The sequence below is a fragment of the Yoonia litorea genome (genome assembly GCF_900114675.1).
In the GTDB taxonomy this organism is placed as follows: Bacteria; Pseudomonadota; Alphaproteobacteria; order Rhodobacterales; family Rhodobacteraceae; genus Yoonia; species Yoonia litorea.
On the sequence record NZ_FOZM01000003.1, the window covers coordinates 71744 to 92464 of the forward strand.

Sequence of the window (20721 nt, forward strand, 5' to 3'; positions counted from 1 at the left end):
TCAACTCGATAGCCTAGAGCTTAGCAAATTTCCGCTTGGCGGGGGAAGCCCTTGGCACGATTGCCGGTGGCCTAAACTATCCCGTCGGGCTTTCCAAGAAGGCAAAATATGACAGCGGCAATTGATTTCGTTGAGGTTTGGCGCGGTGACATGGTGGAATGCGTCCATCAGGGTCACGCAGTTGTGTGTGACGAACGCGGAGAAATCGTCGCGCAATGGGGGGATCCGGCAGCCATTATCTTCCCGCGCTCGTCGTGCAAAATGATTCAGGCCTTGCCCTTGCTGGAAAGCGGGGCTGGTGCAGACCTGACCGACGAGCAACTCGCGCTTGCTTGCGCGTCGCACAATGGCGCTGACATTCACACCCGTCGCGTGAACGCTTGGCTGGGCGATCTTGGTTTGACTGACGACGACTTTCGTTGTGGCCCGCAGATGCCGGATGACCGTGCCGCGCGCGAGGATATCATCCGCGCTTATGGTCGGCCCTGTCAGGTTCACAACAACTGCTCGGGCAAGCACGCCGGTTTTCTGACGCTGGCCAAACATCTGGGTGCCGGACCTGAATACCATGAAGTCGACCATCCTGTGCAGACAGCCTGCAAGGCAGCCTTCGAAGAGGTGACAGAAGAAACGAGCCCCGGGTTCGGCATCGATGGATGTTCGGCGCCGAATTTTGCGTCTTCTTTGCACGGTCTGGCGCGGTCGATGGCCTTCTTTGCCTCGGCACATGGCCGCAGCGACATTCGCAGTATTGCTGCTGACAAACTGGCCCGTTCAATGATGAGCTACCCTGAGCTCGTCGCCGGTGAAGGTCGGGCCTGCACCGACCTGATGCGTGCGATGGACCATAAGGTTGCCGTCAAAACAGGTGCTGAGGGTGTATTTACCGCAATCATCCCCGACAAGAAGCTGGGCATTGCATTGAAAATCACAGACGGAGCGACCCGCGCGAGCAATGCAGCGATTGCTGCGATTCTGGTGAAGCTTGGCGTGCTTGACCCCGATCACCCCGCCACAAAGGCTCATATGTTCGCCCCGCTGCCGAACCGTCGCGGTATGGATGTTGCCGGCCTGCGCCCGACGTCCGCACTCCTGTAAAATCATCCGAGAGAATTCATGCCGTTTACCCTCGCCACATGGAACATCAACTCTGTCCGTTTAAGGGCAGGAATCGTTGCCAAGCTTCTGCAAGACGAGGCGCCAGATGTGCTTTGCTTGCAGGAATGCAAAAGCCCGGTCGACAAGATCCCGGTCGACGTTTTCGAGAACCTCGGTTACGGCCACATGGTGGCGCGCGGACAGAAGGGCTACAATGGCGTTGCGATCATCTCGCGCATCCCGATTGAGGAAGCCGGTGCAGAGGATTACGCAAGTCTTGGTCATGCTCGCCACATCGCAGCACGGCTTGAGAACGGTGTCACGATCCATAACCACTACATTCCGGCAGGCGGTGACGTGGCCGACCGCACCGTCAACGAGAAGTTCGGCCAGAAGCTCGACTATCTGACCGAAATGCGCGACGCCTTCCAGTCTGACAGGCCGGAAAAATCCATCCTGGTCGGCGATCTGAACATTGCTCCGCGTGAAGACGATGTCTGGGATCACAAGAAACTTCTTAAAGTGGTCAGTCATACACCCGTCGAGGTCGCACATTTCACCGATGTCATGGAGGCAGGGCAGTGGTCGGACGTGACGCGCAACGATATCCCTGACGGGCGGCTTTATAGCTGGTGGTCTTATCGGGCAAAGGATTGGGATGCTGCTGACAAAGGCCGCAGGCTTGATCACATCTGGGCGACCCCTGACATCAAGAATGCAGCACACAGCAGCCGCATTCTGCGGGATGCGCGCGGCTGGGAACAACCCAGTGACCATGCGCCCGTCTTTGCGACATTTGATTTGTAATTGAGGTCCGCCATGACGATCCCACAGACGATGCAGGCCTTGGTGCAATTGCACGACGGCTATGCGAGCACCCAGACGGGCCCGCAGATCGATGATCTGACGCCCTTTCTGCGTTACGCAACGATCTCAGTACCTGAAGTCGGCAAAGGGCAGGCCTTGATCAAGGTCGATCTGGCGGCAGTCAATCCATCCGACATTCATTTCATCAAAGGGGAATACGGCCAGCCGCGCAAGAAGGGCGTCCCTGCTGGTTTTGAAGGTGTGGGCGAGGTGGTCGCTGGCGACACTCCGTTGCTGGGGCACCGGGTCAGCTTTTTTGCAACCGCATCAGGCGCGTGGTCCGAGTTCGCGTTGACCGATGTGACCGGCCTCGTCCCGTGCAGGCCTGATCTTTCGGAGGTTGCAGCGGCGAGCCAACTGGTCAACCCGCTGAGCGCAATCGCCATGTTCGATCTGGTAAAGGAAAGCCGCGCGGAAAGCTTTGTTCTCAACGCAGCCGGATCACAATTGGGCAAATATCTGATCGGGCTTGGCAAGGACAACGGCGTTGCACCGATTGCCATTGTCAGGCGCGAGGAACAGGTTGAAATGCTCAAAGACCTCGGCGCTGCAAAGGTCATCGTGTCGACAGCACCGGATGCCCTTGAGGAGGCAAAGACCACTTTCCGCAATCTCTCTCCGGCAGTCCTGCTTGATGCCGTCGGCGACCAGTTTGCCGCTGATCTTTTCTTTGCCATGCCGCGCCATGCAACCTGGGTGAACTACGGCAAGCTGGCGACCGATGCGCCGAAGCTCACCGAATTGGGCCAACTGATTTTCATGAACAAGCGGATTGAAGGCTTCTGGCTGACGCGTTGGATGAAACAGGTCGGACCGGAGCGTGTCAGGGCCGCCTTCGTTGAGATCCAGTCACGGTTCACAGAAGGGAAATGGACCCCTGACGTGACCGATATCGTGCCGTTGGCTGATGCGATGGCACGCCTTCCAGCGGCGTTGGCTGCGCGCGACGGCAAGGTGTTCATTGATCCGCGGAAATAGATTGATGCGCGCGATTTGCGTCGGTGTCAGCGTCAATCCGCGATGCGGGTCTTTGTGATGAGCGATTTGTTGAAAAGCGGACCTTCGGTTGCTATTTTCAGATCATGCCCAGCGTCGGGGTTGGATCGGCGCGTCTTAAGGAGGACAATGAACTGTCTCTATCTTCTATGGCTGCGACGTCAGCCAACACCGGAGCGGACGTAATGAGTGCTCCACAAATCGCAGACAGCGAGACGCTGCTTGCGGCAATTCTCAAATCACTTGATGATGACAAAGGCGAAGACATCGTGCAGATCAATCTGCGTGGCCGGTCAGAAATGGGTGACTATATGGTGATTGCGTCCGGACGGTCGACCCGTCAGGTGACAGCAATGGCTGAAAAACTGGCAGACCGGCTCAAGCAGGACTTTGGTGTCATATCAAAGACCGAAGGCAAGGAAGCCGGTGACTGGGTGCTGATCGACACAGGTGATGTGATCGTGCACATCTTCCGTCCGGAAGTGCGCGAATTCTATCAACTTGAAAAGATGTGGCAGCCAGGGGTTGCTGCTGCGCGCTGATGCGCGTGCAGATTTGCGCGGTGGGGCGCTTGCGAAAAGGCCCCGAGCGCGAGCTTTACGACGACTACCTGAACCGGTTTGACCGGACCGGCAGGGCGCTTGCCTTGGGTCCGGCACAACTGATCGAGGTCGAGGACAAAAAGGGCGGCGGCATGTCTGCCGAAGCCGACCTGCTGTCCCGCGCGGTTCCTGACGGTGCTTTGATCTGCACCCTCGATGAGCGCGGGAAAGTGATGTCCTCGCCAGACTTTGCAGCACTTCTGGCAAAATGGCGCGATCAGGGGCGTCAGGATCTTTGCTTTGTGATTGGCGGCGCGGACGGCATCGATCCCGGTTTGCGCGCCCGGGCGGATGCTTCCCTGAGCTTTGGAAAAATGGTATGGCCGCATATGCTTGTCCGCGTAATGCTGGCAGAGCAGCTCTACCGCGCCGCGTCGATTCTGGCAGGCGGGCCTTACCATCGGGCGTGATTCCGCCTCTCGCAGCGATAATTTGGCAAAGTTGAAACGCGCGGATGGTTTTCCTCGCACCGGCCCTGCGTTAGACATTGCTGGTCCACAAAGAGGTTGAAAACAATGTCCGCACCAAAACCTGTTGTTCTGTGCATCCTTGATGGCTGGGGCCTGCGCGAGGAAAGCGAAGGCAATGCGCCCAAGCTTGCCAAAACACCGAATTTCGATGCGATCATGCAAGGGCCCAATGCTCAGTTGCTGACACATGGCAATGACGCTGGCCTGCCATCTGGCCAGATGGGGAATTCTGAGGTGGGTCACACAAACATTGGCGCGGGTCGTGTCGTTGCGATGGATCTGGGCCAGATCGAAATGGCGATCGAGGACGGCAGCTTTTTCAAGGCCGATGCGTTGGAGCATTTCATAACAAATATGAAAGAGAGCGGCGGCCGCGCGCATTTGATGGGCGTCGTCTCTGACGGTGGCGTGCACGGACACGTGGACCACATCATCGCCGCAAGCAAGGCGCTCGCGGATGCTGATGTTCCGGTTATCATTCACGCAATTACAGATGGCCGTGACGTGGCGCCCTCATCGGCGAAGGAATTTCTCGCGCCGATGGTGGCAGCATTACCCGAGGGGGTCGTCGTCGGGACGGTAATTGGCCGCTATTTTGCTATGGACCGTGACAACAGATGGGATCGCGTTGAACGGGCTTATCAGGCGATAATCTGTGGCAAAGGCGAGGCTGCTGACGATCCGCTGGCGGCAATTGATGCAGCTTATGACGCGGGCAAGACCGATGAGTTCATACCCGCAACGGTGATTGGCGAATATGACGGCTTTGCGGATGCAGACGGTTTCTTTTGTCTCAACTTCCGGTCCGACCGCGCCCGCGAGATCCTGGCGGCGATTGCTGACCCCGCATTCGACGGATTTGAGCGTGAGCAGCCAAAGACAGCCGCCCTTTTGGGAATGGTCAGCTATTCGGATAAGCATGATGACTGGTTCTCTACCGTCTTTCCCAAGCGCGATATCCAGAACACTCTCGGCGCTTGGGTGGCAAAACACGGGCTTCGCCAGTTCCGTCTTGCCGAGACCGAGAAGTATCCGCACGTGACATTCTTCCTCAATGGCGGGATCGAGACGCCTGCCGAAGGAGAAGACCGTTACATGCCGAAGTCACCCGACGTGGCGACATATGACCTTCAGCCGGAGATGTCCGCCGCTGAAGTCACAGAGAAGTTTGTTTGGGCCATCGAAGAGGGCTACGACCTGATCGTGACAAATTTCGCCAATCCAGACATGGTGGGGCACACAGGTGACCTTGATGCTGGGATCAAGGCCTGCGAAGCCGTCGACGACGGGCTCGGCGCTGTGCTGGCAGCCTTGGAAAAAGCTGGCGGCGCCATGATCGTCACGGCAGACCATGGCAACTGTGAAACCATGATCGATCCCGAAACAGGGGGCGCGCATACCGCGCATACGCTCAACCCTGTCCCTGTGGCTTTGGTTGGCGGGCCGGATGGCGCACAGTTGCGCGATGGCCGGTTGGCGGACCTCGCGCCGACTGTTCTGGATTTGATGGGGCTGGAATTGCCGGAAGAAATGACGGGCCGTACTTTGATCCGCCAATGATACGGCTTGCCATAATTCTTCTGTGTTTATGCAGCGCCGTGCAGGCGCAAGAGACCTCGCGAGATGCCATTGCGGCGCTCAATAACGCTCAAGAGCAACTGCAACGCGCAGACACCGCAGAGGACAGGATTGCGGCGCTTACGGGTGCTGTGCTGGCCTTTGAGGCTGGGTTAAAGATGATCCGAGCCGCGGAGCGCGACGTTGGCTTGCAAGAGATTGCCCTTTCCGAAGACTTGGCCGCGCAAGAGGCGCGTATCGCCGACCTCGTGGCCATGCTGACAACCATCAGCCGTTCGTCAGAAGCGGTCAGACAAGCGCACCCAGGTGGGCCGCTCGCCTCGATCCGTGCAGGCATGTTGCTGGCTGATATCGCGCCAGTCCTTGAAGCCGAGGCCGCTGAAGTTGCCGGGATGCTGCAATCCCAACAAGAACTGCGTGCCGAACAGCGCGAAGTGTCAGAGCGCCTTCAGTCAGGGTTGGATCAGATCACCGCAGCACGCCGCTCGCTCGCCTTGGCGATGGATGCAGATCAATCGTTGCCGTTCAGTTTTGAAGACAATGACGCAGAGGTGGCCGCGCTGGCCCAGAGTGCGGAAAACCTGGCAGCGTTTGCTGACAGGCTTGCGCAGACCCGCCCGGACCCTGTCCAAGTTCTGGAGCCTGCGGGAAATCTTCCGCTGCCGGTCGCCGGGATTATCCTGCCAACTGACGGCAGTGGGCGTCCCGGCGTGCGGATCGCGGCACCCCCACGCGCACTTGTCACCACGCCGGTGGCCGCAACTGTGCTCTTTGATGGCCCGCTGCTGGACTACGGAAACATCGTCATTCTTGAACCCGCGCCAGACGTTCTATTTGTCATTGCGGGGCTTGAAGAAGTCTTGGCATCGGCCGGTCAGATCCTTCCGGCAGATGCGCCACTGGGGCTGCTGCCTGACAAACAGACTTATGATGACGGGATTTTGACCGAGAATCTTGGACTGGCGGTGGGTCAACGGGCCCAAAGCCTTTATCTTGAGGTACGAGAGGGGCAGAGTGCCGTGCAAACGGACCGCTGGTTCGCGCTGGAATAGACGAGGAATATTGATGAGAAATACAGTTCTTGCCGCCGTAGGTGGCGCCATCTTGGGGCTTGTGGCGACCAGCCAGATTGCCGGGCCATTGGTTGCGCAGGAAAACGCATCGAACGCCAGTGTTTATGAGCAGTTGGACCTCTTTGGAGATATTTTCGAACGTATCCGCTCGAGCTATGTCGAAGAAGTGGATGACGCCCAACTCATTGAATCGGCTATCGACGGAATGTTGCGGTCGCTGGACCCGCACTCAAGCTATCTTTCGCCTGATGATGCCCGCCGGATGCGCGTCAGCACATCAGGTGAGTTCGGCGGCCTGGGCATCGAGGTGACGCAGGAAGAAGGTTGGGTCAAGGTGGTGGCCCCGATGGACGGCACACCTGCGGATGCGGCCGGAATTCTTGCTGGCGACTATATCACGGCAGTTGACGGTGAAAGCGTGCTTGGCCTGACGCTCGATGAAGCGGTGCAGCTAATGCGCGGCCCTGTCGGCGCAGAGATCGTGATCACCGTGGTTCGCGAAGGCGAGGTTGAGCCATTTGACGTCTCGTTGATCCGCGACACGATCAAACTGACTGCCGTACGGAGCCGGACGGAGGGTCGTGCCGTCGTTCTTCGTGTAACCACCTTTAACGAACAGACGTTCCCGAACCTGCGTGACGGCATCACAGAGCAGGTCGAAGAAGCGGGCGGCTGGGACAATGTGGATGGCTTGATCCTTGACTTGCGCAACAACCCCGGTGGTTTGCTGAGCCAGGCTGTCTATGTCTCAGACGCATTCCTCGATGCAGGCGAAATCGTCTCAACACGGGGGCGTCTTGCCTCTGACGGTGATCGGTTCAACGCCACACCGGGGGATCTGGCCGAAGGCAAGCCAATTGTTGTTTTGATCAATGGTGGATCGGCCTCGGCTTCTGAGATCGTCGCAGGTGCATTGCAGGATCATCGCCGTGGTATCGTGGTTGGCACCAACTCCTTTGGTAAAGGTTCGGTCCAGACCGTGATCCCGCTTGATGACGATGGCGCGATGCGTCTGACCACCGCGCGGTACTATACCCCGTCGGGCCGGTCTATTCAGGCGCTGGGCATTTCACCTGATATCATCGTGGAACAACCACGCCCCGTTGATGATGAGACTGCCGAAGAAGAGGAAGAGCGCCGTCAGCGTTCCGAAGCTGGACTGCGTGGTTCGCTCGAAAACGACAGCCTTTCTGAAGATCAGCTTGAGCAGATCGAAGAAGAGCGTGCCAGAGCTGAGGCCGCTGCTGAACTGCGCGAGCAGGATTATCAGTTGGCCTATGCAATTGATATCCTCAAAGGCCTGAACGCGCTTGGGCCTCTCGCGGTTAACGACTAAGAAAAACCCCTCCTGCGTTGCGGGAGGGGTCCATTCAGTCTCGCTGAATGCAATGCTGAAAATGGCATGGCGGCAGTGACGCAGTTTCCCCGACCTGCCGCCTTGCTGAGATGATTAGTAGAGCGTGACGAAGCTGGCCCAGTCGCGGGGCTTGAAGGTCGTCCCACCCTCGAACGCATAACCGACCTCTACGCTGAGCGTATCGAACTCTGCGTCACCTGAAGTGGTCGTCCAAGACACCTCACCGTAAAGGCCTTGGTCGAGCGTATAGCGTGCACCGTAGCTGATGATGTTGAGCTCAGTGTCGAAATTGTCGGAATAGGTCGTGAAGTCCACGACCAGATCAAGGCCATCAATCACTTCGTAGGCGGCATCGATCCGCAAGAAGTCGGTCTCAAACGTGTCGTTCTTCGTTGGACGATAGGCCCCTGTTGCTGCGTCAACGGCAAAGGGTCCCGATGCGTAGGCTACTTCAACGCCTGCTGTCTCGTATTTGAAGTCACCACCGTTCCAGCTTTCGGTCACATAGTAGGCGCCGACAGCAAGACCCGGAGATACTTCATAGCCAAGGTGGATCGTCGCGCTTGTGAAGTCCTCGAAAGTTGAGGGGCTACCGCTATAGCTCAGGCTCGCGATATCAAGCTGCCCGATGAACTGACCGTTCAAGCGGCCTTCGACCGAGCCACGGAATACGTTCGAACTAAAATCGGAACCGTCTTCCTGGTCGAGATTGCTTGTAAAGCTTGCTTCAGCGCCAGCGAAGGAAATGTCTTGCGCGATTGCCAGTCCTGGAAGTGCGGCAAGTGACGCCGCCGTCATCATTGTCGTGAGTTTCATATGTGTTTCCCGCATGAGGGTGAATGTGATGTAGCCTGAAAATGAGCTGCAAGCGCAGGATAGCGCTGACGCTACGGAAACGACAACTCAAAGCTCTCAGTCCGCATCCGACTTTTGCTTTTGGGTCACACCTTTACCCGCTCGGCAGCAGGGTCATAAAACGGCTTCAACTGGGCTTCGGCTTTCACCTGTGTTCCCATGACGTCGATCTCGTAGGTGCTGCCCAGCATCTCGGCCACGCTCTCGCCTTCGCAAGGCACATAGGCCATGCCCAATGCCGCACCAAGGTGATGCCCATAGACGCCGGATGTCAGATGCGAGACCACCTTGCCGTCCCGCAGCACGGGTTCGTTGTGATAAAGCAGCGGTTCGGGGTCGGTCAGTTTGAACTGCACAAGCCGCTTGGTCAGCCCTTCCTCTTTCTTTCGCAGGACCGCGTCGCGCCCGATGAAATCCGGCTTGTCGGTCTTGACGGCAAAGCCAAGACCCGCCTCAAGCACGTGATCCTCGCAGGTGATGTCATGGCCGAAGTGGCGGAAGCCTTTCTCGGCCCGCCCACAATCCATCATGTGCATCCCGCAAAGCTTGAGCCCCATGTCCTGACCGGCGTCCCAGAGCGTTTCGAAGACATGACCCGCCATATCGGACGAGGCGTAGACCTCCCACCCCAATTCGCCAACGTATGTCACGCGGTGCACACGGGCGAGTCCCATCCCCAACTCGATCTCCTGCGCTGTGCCAAAGGGGTTCACGGCGTTCGAGAAATCGGCAGGCGAGACCTTTTCCAGAAGCCTCCGCGCATTCGGGCCCATGACAGCAAGGACTGCTTCGCCCGCTGTGACGTCGGTGATGACCACATTGAAGTCACCCTTGTAACGCTCCATCCATGTCTGATCAGCAAGGCGCGTGGCGGCAGGGGTGACAACCAGATAGGCGGTCTCGGACAGGCGGGTCACGGTCACATCCGCCTCGATCCCTGCGCGGCTGTTGAGGAACTGGGTATAGACGATCTTGCCCACCGGCACGTCATATTCGCCGCCACCGATGTAGTTGAGGAAAGCGGTCGCATCGCGCCCCTCGACCCTGATCTTGCCGAAGGAGGACATATCGTACATGCCGACATTCGTGCGGACCGCGTTCAGTTCACGGGCGACGTTGCCAAAGAAATTCTGGCGCTTCCATGAATATTCATACGCGGGCTTTTGCGCCTCATCCGCGAACCAGTTCGCACGCTCCCAGCCCGCCAGTTCACCAAAGACCGCGCCGCGTTCCGCCAGATGATGATGGAAGGGCGTGCGCCGGACACCGCGTGCGGTGGCCTTCTGGCGATAGGGGAAATGGTCGGCATAGAGCAGGCCCAGTGTCTCTTTCGAGCGCTCGAACAGATACGTCTTGTTGCCCTGAAACGGCTGCACCCGGTTGATATCCACATCGCCCAAATCAAACGGTTTTTCGCCTGCATCCATCCATTGCGAGAGCGCCATACCGGCCCCACCTGCAGATTGGATGCCGATCGAGTTGAAGCCAGCAGCCACCCAGACGTTATCCATCTCGGACGCAAGCCCGAGGTGATAGGCATCATCGGGGGTAAAGCTCTCAGGGCCATTAAAAAACGTATGGATGCCCGCCTCGGCCAGCATCGGCATGCGGTTGACCGCGTTCTCGAGGATCGGCTCGAAATGGTCGAAGTCTTCGGGCAGTTGGTCGAACTCGAAATCCTCGGGGATGCCGTTCATCGCCCAAGGCTTTGCGTTAGGTTCAAACGCGCCGAGCAGCATCTTGCCAGCGTCTTCTTTGTAGTAAGCGCATTCGTCAGGCACGCGCAGCACGGGCAGTTGTTGCAGACCGGGAATGGCTTCGGTCACGATGTAGAAATGCTCGCAGGCATGCAGCGGGACGTTCACGCCCGCCATGCGGCCAACCTCATGCCCCCACATGCCCGCGCAGTTCACGATCATGTCGCATGTCATCGTGCCGGTTGCGTCACCCTGCGCCCAATCGACTGAGGTCACACGGCGGCCAGACTTGTTGATGGCCGTGACCTTCGTGCGTTCGGCCACCACAGCACCGCGCATCCGCGCGCCCTTGGCCAACGCCAGGGCGATATTGGCAGGATCACCCTGACCGTCGAGTGGCAGGTAAACCCCGGCCTTCACGTCATCAATGTTGAGGTGTTCATAGCGGGCCTTCACCTCATCAGGGGAAATCTCCTCGATCTCGACACCAAAGGCTCGCGCCATGCCTGCCGAGCGGAAAATCTCTTCCTTGCGTTCGTCGGTCAGGGCCACGGTGATCGAGCCGACGCGTTTGAAGCCCGTCGCGACACCCGTTTCCTCTTCCAGGCTGCCGTAGAGTTCTTGGCTGTACTTCGCCAGCCGCGTCATATTCGCCGTGGCCCGTAGTTGTGCGATCAGACCGGCGGCATGCCACGTCGTGCCTGATGTGAGCTGTTTGCGCTCAAGTAGTACGATATCGGACCATCCCAGCTTCGTCAGGTGGTAGGCGACAGAGCAACCGATGACACCGCCGCCGATGATGACGACGCGGGCGTGTGCGGGAAGGGTGGTCATATGCGTGATCCTTCGGTCAGGCAGAAAGGGGAGGGGCGACGATCTTGTGCCCTGCTGCTGTGATTGTCTCGGCCAGTTTTGCGATATGCGCTGGTCCGACCTCGCAGCAGCCGCCAACGATGGTTGCACCTTGTGCGATCCAGTCCATAGCGAAAGCCGCATAGGCGTCAGGGCCAAGGTCTTTGCGCGCCGTCAGCGCGTCAACCGTCGGCTTGTCTTCCAGAAAACCATCAGAGATTTTGGTGAACCCGTTGGCATATCCTCCAAACGGTTTGCCACAATCTGCCAGCACCTTGATCGCGGTCGAGATGGCCTCGGGCGAGGAGCAGTTTGCCAATACCGCTGCCGCGCCGTCCAGATGGGGCAGGGCATCGGCAAGCGCCTCACCGGAGCGCAGCTTGGTGCCGTCCTGATCGTCCACGGTCAGCGCAATCCAGAGCGGTTTTCCACAATCGGACGCTGCAGCAATTAAGGCTTGTGCGTGCGCGATCGAGGCAACAGTCTCGCCAATCAGCAAATCGACATGGGGGGCAATGGTCCCAACGACTTCTTGGTAGATCGCGACTGCCTCGTCATGGGGCGGCATCAGGTCAGGCCGGTAGGAGGCACGCAGCGGACCGATAGACCCCGCGATAACGCCATGACCGCCGGCCTCACGAACAGCGGCCATGTGCAGCGCTTCGAAGTCATCCTCAAGCGGCGTGTCTACCAAGCGATCCCGCAGGATCGCATAGGTGTTGGTGGTGTGAACGGTCGCACCAGCATGGCGGTAGTCAGCATGCACCGCGCCGACCAATCCCGGGTGGTCGAACATAATTTGCGTGGACCAAAGCGGTGTCGGACGGTCCCCCGCACGATGCACCAATTCCTGCCCCATCCCGCCATCCAGAAGAACGATACCTGTCATGGAAACATCTTTCCGAATTTGTCTTTGTAGAGCGCGATCATCTCGGCCTCTGTCACGCCGTCGTCATAGGGCGGGGTCCAGATTTCGCTGGCGGACTCCAGTTTGATTTCCACCAGTGCCCCGATCCGGCGCGAAAGGTCGCCAAAGGCGTCCTGCCAGCGGGGATGCATCTCTGTGAACCAGTCAGAGCCTTTCGCATGGATCGTCGCAGCCCCCGCCACCCGCACCGCCTTGCGGCGGAAGGGATCAATGAAGTTCACCTCGACACGCGGGTCCGCGCTCAGGTTGGCCCGGGTCTTGGGCGAGCGGATATCGCCAAAGACCAGTGTCTGATCGTCAAGGATCAGAAACGTCCCCTTGGGCGAGACCGCAGGCCCGCCGTCCGCCCTGACTGTCGCAACAAACCCCAGGGGGAAGGCCGCAATCAGGTCTTTCATCGCTTGGGTGAGCATCAGGCCTTGATCCGCGCGTTCTCGGGATCCCAAAGCGGGGCGTCCTCGGCAATCGTGGCGGGATAGCGTTCGCCGTAGATATCCACCTCGACCTTGCCACCTGGCACGGCAAGGTCAGCCCGCAGCATCCCAAGTGCAATCGACTTGTTCACACGGTAGCCCCATGCGCCGGAGGTGGTTTCGCCTACAACCTGATCCCCAACCCAAAGCGTCGACATATAAGGCGCGTCCGAAGGTCCGGCCTCGTCCAACGTCAGCGTGACAAAGCGCTTTTTCACCCCCGCCTGCTTTTCGGCCAGAAGTGCCGCCTTGCCCGGGAAGTCCTGCGGCTTGTCGAATTTCACGAAACGGTCCAGTCCGCCTTCCAGCATGGAATAGTCGGTGGAAAGGTCGCCCTTCCACGCGCGATAGCCCTTTTCCATCCGCAGGGCGTTCAGGGCGAACATACCGAATGGTTTCATCCCCAGCGGTGTGCCTGCCCGCATCAGTGCGTCATAGACGGCGGGGGTGTCCTCGACCTTGGAATGGATTTCCCACCCCAACTCGCCCGCGAAACTCACGCGGACCAGTTGAACCCATGTGCCGTCGAGTTCTGCAGGCTGGTGTGTCAGCCAAGGCTGGCTCAGGTCGGCATCGGTGAGGCTGGCAAGGATCTCGCGCGATTTGGGACCTGAAAGGATCTGGCACGAGAATTCCTTGGTCACATCTGTCAGCGTGAACTCCGCGCCTTCGGGCAGATGCTTTTGCAGCCACTCCATGTCGTGCCACTGGGCCACAGCAGCGGTGATCAGGAAGAAGAAATCCTCATCGAGCCGCATTGCCGACATCTCGGTCACGATGCGTCCGCGATCGTCGGCAAAATAGAGCAAGCCGATCCGCCCCACCTTCGGGATGCCGCCTGTGCAAAGCCCACGCAGGAACTCTGCCGCGCCGGGTCCTTGCAGGCGAAAGCGCGAGAACCCCGGCAGATCGAGCAGACCTGCGGCATCGCGCACCGCCTCGCATTCTTCCTTGATGCGCGGCTGCCAAGGGCCATTGCGGTCCCATGTCTGCGTCGCCTCTTCGGAGGTGTCGTCGCCGTCCTTGGCAAACCAGTTGGCGCGCTCCCACCCGTTGTAGGCCCCCATCTGCCCGCCTTGGGCGATGATCCGGTCGTGCACGGGTGACAGTTTCTTGTCGCGTCCTGCGGGCCATGCGTGATGCGGGAAATGCATCCCGTATTCGTGGCCGTAAGTCTCGACCGCTTTCTGGTGGCAATAGTCTTGATCGGTGTAATCGGTATAGCGGCGCGGATCGCAAGACCACATGTCCCACTCGGTCTTGCCATCGACGATCCATTCGGCAGCCACCTTGCCCGCACCACCGCCTTGGGTGATGCCAAAGGTAAACACGCAAGCCTCGAAGGCGTTTTTGACGCCAGGCATCGGCCCCAGCAGCGGCAGACCGTCTGGCGCATAAGGGATCGGGCCGTTGATCACACGGCCCACACCCGATGTGCCAAGGATCGGCACGCGCGCCATCGCGTCCTCGATAATCGCCTCAAGCCGCTCCAGATCATCGGGATAAAGCTGGAAGCTGAAGTCCTCTGGCATCGGATCATCGGGTGTCACCCAATGGGCCTTGCAGTTGGGCTCATAAGGGCCAAGGTTCAGCCCGTGCTTGTCCTGCCGCAGGTAGTAGGACACATCCACATCCCGCAGCAAAGGCACCTTGTGCCCATGTTCTTCGGTCCATGCCTTCAGTTCGGGGATTTCCTCGGTCAGAAAGAACTGGTGGGACATGGTGACCATCGGCACGGTGCGCCCGCCATAGGGTTTGAACCACTCACCGACGCGCTGGGCGTAGTAGCCGGCAGAGTTCACGACAATCTCGCAGTCGATATCGCCCTTTTCAGTATGGACTGTCCATGTGCCGTTGGGGTGCTGGGTCACGCCGGTCGCTGCACAAAAGCGCTCGACCTTCGCGCCCATCTGGCGGGCACCTTTGGCCAGAGCCTGTGTCAGCTGCGCGGGGTCGATGTCGCCATCGTCGGGATCATAGAGCGCGCCCTTGATGTCATGTGTCTCAAGGAACGGGTGCAGTTCCTGCGCTTCTTCGGGGTTCAGTAGACGCAGGTTCAGGCCCTGATAGTTGCCCATCCCCATCGCGCGGGCGAATTCCTGCATCCGTTCCTTGCTATGCGCCAGCCGGATCGAGCCGGTGACGTGGTAGCTCATCGGATAATCGACCTCTTCCGCCAGCCCTTTGTAAAGGCCCAGCGAATAGCGCTGCATGTTCATCACCGCCCAAGAGGTGCTGAACGAAGGGCAGTTGCCCGCAGCGTGCCAAGTGGAGCCCGCGGTGAGTTCGTTCTTTTCCAGCAGAACGCAGTCCGTCCAGCCTTTCTTGGCAAGGTGATAGAGGGTCGAGACACCGACAACACCACCGCCAATGATAACCACGCGGGCTGAAGTTGGGAAATCAGACATGGTGTTGCTCCTTAATATTTCTCGATGTGCGGGGCGTCATTTGGGAGGTCGTAATAAAGACCGCGGTCCTTGCAGAAGATGTGCTTGCCAGGCTTCACGCCGGAACTGTCATCCAACGTGCCAGCCGCGATGTTGATCGCGTCCTCTCCTTTCAACTGGTAGAAAAGACTGCTGCCACATGCGTTGCAGAACCCGCGCTTGGCCCAGTCTGACGAGGCATACCATGCAAGCCCGCGCTCTTGTGTCAGGCGGAAGCCGTCAAGCGGGGCCATAACCGCAGACCAATAATGCCCGCTCGTGCGGCGGCACTGCGTGCAATGACAGAACGAGGCTGTCTCGCTGATCTTGTCGGCTTCATAGGCCACCGCACCGCATTCACATTGACCTGTTATCATGTCGGCTCCTCAATAAACCGGTGGCGAGATGACCCAGATGATCTCGCATGTTTCATGTGATGGATTGCGCCAAGTGAAGAGCTCGCCGCGCAGCCGAAAGCTGTCGCCTGCGGTGAGAGAGAATGCCCGCCCACCGACGTTCAGATCAAAACGACCTGAAACGATGTAACCAACTTCTTGTGTCTGTCGGATGATGGGATCGCCAGAAGTTGCACCCGGTTCAAAACGGGAGTGGATCACCTCGAAGTCATCCGTCAGGTCGGGCGACAAAAGCCCTTCGACCAAACCCGGCGTTCGGCTGCCAATTGGGCGGCGCGAGCTTGCGCGCACAATGATGCCATCTTCTTCGGGCTTTGCTGAAACCTGCATGAAACTTGAAAGCGACACATCAAGAAGGCTGGAAATCCGACCAAGATCAGCAATTGAGGGGTGCGATTTATCGCGCTCGACCTGACTGAGCCATCCAACTGATCGGCCAAGCGCAGTTGCCAAATCAATCAGTGTCATGCCGCGTGACTTGCGCAGACTGCGGATGTCAGCACCCAGTGTCGCGACGGTCAGCCGCTCACCCATGCCGCTGCAACAGCATGATGTTGGGTCTTCCCCGCATCTTCACTGACCTCCCTGGCACGCCAGCGAGGGCGTGTGTTTCAGGAGAGCCTGCCACCGTTTGGTGAAATTTCAAAGACAAATTTCAGTATCGAGGTGAGGCCTGTCACGTCGGTTTCGTCAAAGGCGTCAGGCTGGTCGCTGTCGATATCAAAAACGGCCAGCAAGTCGCCGTTTTTGTCGCAAACTGGCAGCACAAGCTCTGATCGGGTGCTGCTTGCGCAAGCGATGTGACCGGGGAAAGCGTCGACGTCAGGCACCAGTTGCGGCTCTTGTGTGCGGGCGGCGGCCCCGCAGACCCCCCGCGAAAAGGGAATCACCAAGCAGCCGTGTCCGCCTTGATAAGGTCCGATCTTAAGCGTTTCTGGCCCTGTCACACGGTAGAAGCCTGTCCAGTCAAAGCGGTCGTCACTGTGATGGACCTCGCAAGCCACCGTCGCCATCAGCGAAATGACGTCGTCCTCACCTTCTGTCAGCGAGACGATAGTTTTGGACAGGTCATCGTAATTGACGCGCATGGTCAGTCTCCGGTCGGGTTGGCAACGTCCAGGACGATCTTGCCGGTATAGCTTTTGTCAGCAAAGGCCGCCTGTGCCGCGCCGATATCGCGCAAACCAAAGGTCGCCGCAACCAGCGGCTTGATCTCGCCCTTTTCGATCAGCCGCACCAGATTGCCAAAGACCTCTGGCTCCAACGCCGTGCCACCGTAGAATTGCAGGTCCTTGAGGTAGAGCGTCCGCACGTCCAGCTCTACTATCGGCCCGCCGACAGCGCCCGAGGTGGCATAGCGGCCATGGCGTTTTAGGACCTCCAGCAGCGCCGGAAAGCCTGCGCCCGCGACCAGATCAACGACGACTTCCACGGCGTCCTTGCCGAGTTCGGCCAGCAGGTCCGCATTGCGATCAATGCACTGATCCGCACCAATGGCGCGCAGGTCGTTCATCTTTGCCGCACTGGTGAGCGCAATCACCCGCGCACCGCGTGCCTTGGCCAGTTGCACCACCGCTGAGCCGACACCACCGGAGGCACCCGTCACCAGCACCGTTTCGCCCGCCGTCAGTCGGGCACGGGTCAAAAGATTCTCTGCCGTTGAATAGGAGCAGGGGAAAGACGCGAGTTCGATATCGCTTAGGGTGCTCTCAACCGGATAGGCGTGGCGCGCGGCCACAGCGCAGAATTGCGCAAATCCGCCGTCACAATCAGAGCCTAGGAACCAAGGCGGATCGCGCATCGCGCCGCCTGCCTCGATCATGCAAGGTTCCACCAAGACGCGTTCACCGATCCGCGCCGGATCAACGCCCGCACCAACGGCCACGATCCGCCCGCAAACGTCGATGCCCTGAATATGCGGAAACGTCAGCGCATCACCTGCCCAGCCCGCATCCTCGGCGTCATTGTCGCCCTTCGAGTACCAGCCGACGCGCAGGTTGATATCGGTGTTGTTCACACCTGCTGCCGCGACTGCGATCAGCACTTCGCCTGCCTTCGGTTCAGGCTTGGGCAGGTCTTCGCGCCATTCCAGACACTCCGGCCCGCCGTGGCCCATGAGGGCCACGCCATACATCGTTTCCGGCATGTCAGACGCGCTCGATCGCGATGGCCGTGCCCTCGCCGCCGCCAATGCAAATGGCAGCCACCCCGCGTTTGAGGTCGCGTTTTTCCAGCGCATTGAGCAAAGTCACCATGATCCGTGCACCCGACGCGCCAATCGGATGACCCAACGCACAGGCCCCGCCGTTGACGTTCACACTGTCGCGCGGCACGCCCAACTCGGCCATGAATGCCATCGGAACCACGGCAAAGGCTTCGTTCACTTCCCACAGATCAACACTGCCGACGGTCCACCCTAGGCGGTCCAGCAGTTTGCGGGTCGCCCCGACAGGTGCTGTCGTGAACCATCCGGGAGCCTGCGCATGTGTGGTATGGCCCAAGATACGGGCGCGGGCATTTGATCCGTCAGACGACAGCACCAGCGCCGCCGCACCGTCCGAGATGCTCGACGCATTTGCAGCTGTAACCGTCCCATTCTTGCGGAAGGCAGGCTTGAGCATCGGGATCTTCTCGGGATGCGCGCGTCCGGGTTGTTCATCGACGGAATAGATATCCTCGCCACTGCACGAATGGACGGTGACCGAGACGATCTCGTCCTTGAAGGCCCCAGTGCGCTCGGCCTCCAGAGCGTTGTCGAGCGAGCCGATCGCATATTGATCCTGCGCCTCGCGGGTGAACTGGTACTTTTCGGCACAGTCTTCGGCGAAAGTCCCCATCAGCCGGCCTTTGTCATAGGCGTCCTCGAGCCCGTCAAGGAACATGCTGTCCTGCACTTTTTGGTGCCCGATCCGCGCCCCGCCGCGCATCTTGGGCAAAAGGTAGGGTGCGTTCGACATACTCTCCATCCCGCCTGCGACGACCGTCTGTGCCGCACCCAAGGCGATCTGGTCAAAGGCGATCATAGCTGCTTTCATGCCTGAGCCGCACATCTTGTTGAGTGTGGTGGCAGGAATGTCCTCGCCTAATCCTGCGTTGAAACCCGCTTGTCGTGCAGGGGCCTGCCCTTGTCCCGCGGGCAGAACACAGCCCATCAGAAGCTCGTCCACCGCGGGCGCGCCTGCCTTGGCCAAAGCCGCCTTAATTGCCACGCCGCCAAGTGTCGGCGCATCCACATCTGAAAAGATTCCCTGAAAGCCGCCCATCGGTGTGCGGGCAGCGCCAGTGATAAAAACGTCGGCCATCGCAAATCCTCACCTTTTGTCGCGTTAAAACTACGCTTGCGTATCGGACAGGAAAACCCCCCAAGATTGACGTTGCAGTCGGGCAGTGCAGCGCTAGATTTCGGGCGAATACAAAGAAGGGTCTCCATCATGCGCGATTTTCATATGCCCGGGCGTTCGTCTGTACTTGCCAATAATGGGCTCTGTGCAACTTCCCATCCACTTGCAGCGAAGGTGGCGATCCAGATGCTTGAGGCGGGTGGCAACGCGATGGACGCTGCAATCGCTGGTGCGGTCCTGCTTGGGATTGCCGAGCCACAGATGACAGGCATCGGCGGGGATTGCTTTGTGTTGATCACGCCCCCGGGTGAGGATCGCGTGATCGGGATGAACGGGTCGGGTCGTGCGCCCGCCGGTTTCGACGCTGCCGCCCTGCGCGATCAGGGTATGACCAAGATGCCGATTTACGGGGCAACACCCGTGACGGTGCCTGGGGCCATCGACGCTTTCTGCACGCTCTCCAAGGATTGGGGAAAGCTGGGCCTCAAGGCTGTCCTTGCGCCGACGATCCATTATGCCGAAGCCGGTATCCCCGTCGCGCCACGCGTGGCCTTCGATTGGGTGCTGGCCGAACAGCGCGGGGAAGAAGGCGGTCTGCAAGGCATCGCGCGCGATCTCTACCTCAAGGACGGGCAACCGTACCAGCAGGGCGAGATGTTCGCTGCCCCGGCGCAAGCCGAGGTGCTGAGACGTATCGCAACCGAAGGCCGTGCTGGTTTCTACGAAGGCGAAGTAGCCGAAGACATGGTCAATTCGCTGAATGCTGCTGGCGGCGTCCATACGCTCGACGATTTTGCAAACCACACCAGCACCTACACCGATCCTATCTCTGGCGGATATGGCGGGCTGGAGCTTTGCGAGCATCCGCCGAACGGGCAGGGGGCGACCGCGATCCTGCTGCTAAATATCCTCAAACATTTCGACATTGCCGACATGGACCCGTGGGGCGCCGACCGCGCGCATATCGAGGCTGAGGCGACCAAGCTCGCCTATGACGCCCGCAACCGCTTTATCGCGGATGCCGATCACTGCACGCGCGCTGACTACATGATGGCGCCCGAAACGGCTGAGAAACTCGCCGCGCTGATCAAGATGGACAGCGTCCTGCCCCCTGCCGCCTTGCCGGTGGAAGAGGTGCATAAGGACACGATCTATATCACCGTGGTCGACAAGGACCGCATGACCGTGTCGCTGATCTATTCGATCTTCCACTCCTTCGGATCGGGCCTCGCATCTGACAAATTCGGCATTCTCTTTCAGAACCGTGGTGCGGGCTTCAGTCTGGCTGAGGGCCACCCGAACGAAGCCGCTGGCGGCAAGCGTCCGATGCATACGATCATCCCTGGCCTGCTGAAGAAAGACGGGAAGCCCTACATGCCATTCGGTGTGATGGGTGGTGCTTATCAGGCCACGGGTCACGCACGGTTTGTCAGTAACGTCACGGATTTCGGTCTTGGACCACAAGAGGCGATGGACGCCCCACGCAGTTTTGCCGTCGAGGGCGAGTTGCGTCTGGAGCGCGGCTATAGCGACGACGTCCGCTCCGATCTGGCTGGACGCGGACACAAGGTGGTAACGCCCGAGATTGCGATTGGCGGTTCACAGGCGATTAAGATCCACGACAACGGCGTGCTGGAAGCTGGCAGTGACCACCGCAAGGACGGCTGTGCACTGGGCTATTAGGTATCGGGG

The 20721-nt window shown here is 59.3% G+C and carries 19 protein-coding genes; 9 read left to right on the forward strand and 10 right to left on the reverse strand.

The genetic code is table 11. The features are described from left to right. Positions 1 to 108: 108 nt before the first annotated feature. The 8 genes from BM316_RS13510 to BM316_RS13545 all read left to right on the forward strand — a co-directional run bounded on the left by BM316_RS13510 (position 109) and on the right by BM316_RS13545 (position 8020). The gene (locus BM316_RS13510; RefSeq protein ID WP_090209693.1) at positions 109 to 1098 is read left to right on the forward strand and encodes an asparaginase; all 990 of its coding nucleotides are present in this window, start codon (positions 109 to 111) and stop codon (positions 1096 to 1098) included. Between the two features lie 18 nt (positions 1099 to 1116). Continuing rightward, positions 1117 to 1905: an exodeoxyribonuclease III gene (xth, locus tag BM316_RS13515; RefSeq protein WP_090209694.1), complete on the forward strand. Its 789-nt coding sequence runs from the start codon at positions 1117 to 1119 to the stop codon at positions 1903 to 1905. A gap of 12 nt (positions 1906 to 1917) precedes the next feature. Further along, a complete protein-coding gene (locus BM316_RS13520) occupies positions 1918 to 2943 on the forward strand; it encodes a zinc-binding dehydrogenase (RefSeq protein WP_090209697.1) in 1026 nt (341 codons plus the stop codon). Between the two features lie 104 nt (positions 2944 to 3047). After that, the gene (gene rsfS / locus BM316_RS13525) at positions 3048 to 3503 is read left to right on the forward strand and encodes a ribosome silencing factor (protein WP_090210379.1); all 456 of its coding nucleotides are present in this window, start codon (positions 3048 to 3050) and stop codon (positions 3501 to 3503) included. Then, positions 3503 to 3973, forward strand: a complete 471-nt coding sequence (gene rlmH / locus BM316_RS13530) for a 23S rRNA (pseudouridine(1915)-N(3))-methyltransferase RlmH (RefSeq protein WP_090209699.1) — start codon at positions 3503 to 3505, stop codon at positions 3971 to 3973. The genes rsfS and rlmH overlap by 1 nt, the downstream gene beginning before the upstream one ends. A 105-nt stretch (positions 3974 to 4078) precedes the next feature. After that, complete coding sequence (gene gpmI, locus BM316_RS13535) at positions 4079 to 5593, forward strand: 2,3-bisphosphoglycerate-independent phosphoglycerate mutase (RefSeq protein ID WP_090209703.1); 1515 nt, start codon at positions 4079 to 4081, stop codon at positions 5591 to 5593. Between the two features lie 38 nt (positions 5594 to 5631). Next, entirely contained in the window at positions 5632 to 6663 is a 1032-nt protein-coding gene (locus BM316_RS13540) for a murein hydrolase activator EnvC family protein (RefSeq protein WP_242649910.1), read from the forward strand. A 13-nt stretch (positions 6664 to 6676) separates the two neighbouring features. Then, positions 6677 to 8020 (forward strand): S41 family peptidase, encoded by a 1344-nt coding sequence (locus BM316_RS13545; protein ID WP_090209707.1) that lies wholly within the window; start codon positions 6677 to 6679, stop codon positions 8018 to 8020. A gap of 114 nt (positions 8021 to 8134) precedes the next feature. Here the strand turns inward: BM316_RS13545 and BM316_RS13550 are convergent, their stop codons facing one another. The 10 genes from BM316_RS13550 to BM316_RS13595 all read right to left on the reverse strand — a co-directional run bounded on the left by BM316_RS13550 (position 8135) and on the right by BM316_RS13595 (position 18990). Beyond that, the gene (locus BM316_RS13550; protein ID WP_131802594.1) at positions 8135 to 8857 is read right to left on the reverse strand and encodes a porin; all 723 of its coding nucleotides are present in this window, start codon (positions 8855 to 8857) and stop codon (positions 8135 to 8137) included. Positions 8858 to 8982: 125 nt separating this feature from the next. Next, positions 8983 to 11427, reverse strand: a complete 2445-nt coding sequence (locus BM316_RS13555; RefSeq protein ID WP_090209711.1) for a GcvT family protein — start codon at positions 11425 to 11427, stop codon at positions 8983 to 8985. A 16-nt stretch (positions 11428 to 11443) separates the two neighbouring features. Then, the gene (locus tag BM316_RS13560) at positions 11444 to 12334 is read right to left on the reverse strand and encodes a homocysteine S-methyltransferase family protein (RefSeq protein WP_090209713.1); all 891 of its coding nucleotides are present in this window, start codon (positions 12332 to 12334) and stop codon (positions 11444 to 11446) included. Next, a complete protein-coding gene (locus tag BM316_RS13565; RefSeq protein ID WP_090209715.1) occupies positions 12331 to 12786 on the reverse strand; it encodes a pyridoxamine 5'-phosphate oxidase family protein in 456 nt (151 codons plus the stop codon). The genes BM316_RS13560 and BM316_RS13565 overlap by 4 nt, the downstream gene beginning before the upstream one ends. Further along, positions 12786 to 15254 carry a GcvT family protein gene (locus BM316_RS13570; RefSeq protein WP_090209717.1) on the reverse strand — a complete coding sequence of 823 codons (2469 nt, stop codon included), beginning with the start codon at positions 15252 to 15254 and terminating at the stop codon, positions 12786 to 12788. The genes BM316_RS13565 and BM316_RS13570 overlap by 1 nt, the downstream gene beginning before the upstream one ends. Positions 15255 to 15265: 11 nt before the next feature. Beyond that, positions 15266 to 15649, reverse strand: coding sequence for a GFA family protein (locus BM316_RS13575; protein ID WP_090209719.1), 384 nt, complete (start codon positions 15647 to 15649; stop codon positions 15266 to 15268). 9 nt (positions 15650 to 15658) lie between these two features. Then, positions 15659 to 16222, reverse strand: a complete 564-nt coding sequence (locus tag BM316_RS13580) for a cupin domain-containing protein (protein WP_090209721.1) — start codon at positions 16220 to 16222, stop codon at positions 15659 to 15661. Positions 16223 to 16299: 77 nt separating this feature from the next. After that, positions 16300 to 16776, reverse strand: a complete 477-nt coding sequence (gene msrC, locus BM316_RS13585) for a free L-methionine (R)-S-oxide reductase MsrC (protein ID WP_090209723.1) — start codon at positions 16774 to 16776, stop codon at positions 16300 to 16302. A 2-nt stretch (positions 16777 to 16778) separates the two neighbouring features. Then, positions 16779 to 17927, reverse strand: a complete 1149-nt coding sequence (locus BM316_RS13590; protein WP_311135670.1) for an alcohol dehydrogenase family protein — start codon at positions 17925 to 17927, stop codon at positions 16779 to 16781. Next, entirely contained in the window at positions 17836 to 18990 is a 1155-nt protein-coding gene (locus BM316_RS13595; RefSeq protein ID WP_090209727.1) for an acetyl-CoA C-acyltransferase, read from the reverse strand. Before BM316_RS13595 ends, BM316_RS13590 begins: the two co-directional genes overlap by 92 nt. Before the next feature lie 129 nt (positions 18991 to 19119). On the opposite strand from BM316_RS13595, the gene BM316_RS13600 reads away from it, so the two are divergent. Further along, on the forward strand, positions 19120 to 20712 hold the full coding sequence (locus tag BM316_RS13600) for a gamma-glutamyltransferase family protein (RefSeq protein ID WP_090209729.1): 1593 nt from the start codon (positions 19120 to 19122) through the stop codon (positions 20710 to 20712). The last annotated feature ends 9 nt before the right edge of the window (positions 20713 to 20721 follow it).

Excerpts from the sequence above, each read along its gene's own strand:
- BM316_RS13600 (WP_090209729.1), top strand. The coding sequence starts at position 19,120 with ATGCGCGATTTTCATATGCCCGGGCGTTCGTCTGTACTTGCCAATAAT.
- BM316_RS13580 (WP_090209721.1), bottom strand. The coding sequence starts at position 16,222 with ATGGGTGAGCGGCTGACCGTCGCGACACTGGGTGCTGACATCCGCAGT.
- BM316_RS13560 (WP_090209713.1), bottom strand. The coding sequence starts at position 12,334 with ATGACAGGTATCGTTCTTCTGGATGGCGGGATGGGGCAGGAATTGGTG.
- BM316_RS13550 (WP_131802594.1), bottom strand. The coding sequence starts at position 8,857 with ATGAAACTCACGACAATGATGACGGCGGCGTCACTTGCCGCACTTCCA.
- BM316_RS13520 (WP_090209697.1), top strand. The coding sequence starts at position 1,918 with ATGACGATCCCACAGACGATGCAGGCCTTGGTGCAATTGCACGACGGC.
- BM316_RS13510 (WP_090209693.1), top strand. The coding sequence starts at position 109 with ATGACAGCGGCAATTGATTTCGTTGAGGTTTGGCGCGGTGACATGGTG.
- BM316_RS13555 (WP_090209711.1), bottom strand. The coding sequence starts at position 11,427 with ATGACCACCCTTCCCGCACACGCCCGCGTCGTCATCATCGGCGGCGGT.
- msrC (WP_090209723.1), bottom strand. The coding sequence starts at position 16,776 with ATGCGCGTCAATTACGATGACCTGTCCAAAACTATCGTCTCGCTGACA.
- rsfS (WP_090210379.1), top strand. The coding sequence starts at position 3,048 with ATGCCCAGCGTCGGGGTTGGATCGGCGCGTCTTAAGGAGGACAATGAA.
- BM316_RS13575 (WP_090209719.1), bottom strand. The coding sequence starts at position 15,649 with ATGATAACAGGTCAATGTGAATGCGGTGCGGTGGCCTATGAAGCCGAC.
- xth (WP_090209694.1), top strand. The coding sequence starts at position 1,117 with ATGCCGTTTACCCTCGCCACATGGAACATCAACTCTGTCCGTTTAAGG.
- BM316_RS13570 (WP_090209717.1), bottom strand. The coding sequence starts at position 15,254 with ATGTCTGATTTCCCAACTTCAGCCCGCGTGGTTATCATTGGCGGTGGT.
- gpmI (WP_090209703.1), top strand. The coding sequence starts at position 4,079 with ATGTCCGCACCAAAACCTGTTGTTCTGTGCATCCTTGATGGCTGGGGC.
- BM316_RS13545 (WP_090209707.1), top strand. The coding sequence starts at position 6,677 with ATGAGAAATACAGTTCTTGCCGCCGTAGGTGGCGCCATCTTGGGGCTT.
- rlmH (WP_090209699.1), top strand. The coding sequence starts at position 3,503 with ATGCGCGTGCAGATTTGCGCGGTGGGGCGCTTGCGAAAAGGCCCCGAG.
- BM316_RS13590 (WP_311135670.1), bottom strand. The coding sequence starts at position 17,927 with ATGCGCTGGAAAAACGCGACCTCAAACGCGGGGTGGCTGCCATTTGCA.
- BM316_RS13565 (WP_090209715.1), bottom strand. The coding sequence starts at position 12,786 with ATGCTCACCCAAGCGATGAAAGACCTGATTGCGGCCTTCCCCCTGGGG.
- BM316_RS13595 (WP_090209727.1), bottom strand. The coding sequence starts at position 18,990 with ATGGCCGACGTTTTTATCACTGGCGCTGCCCGCACACCGATGGGCGGC.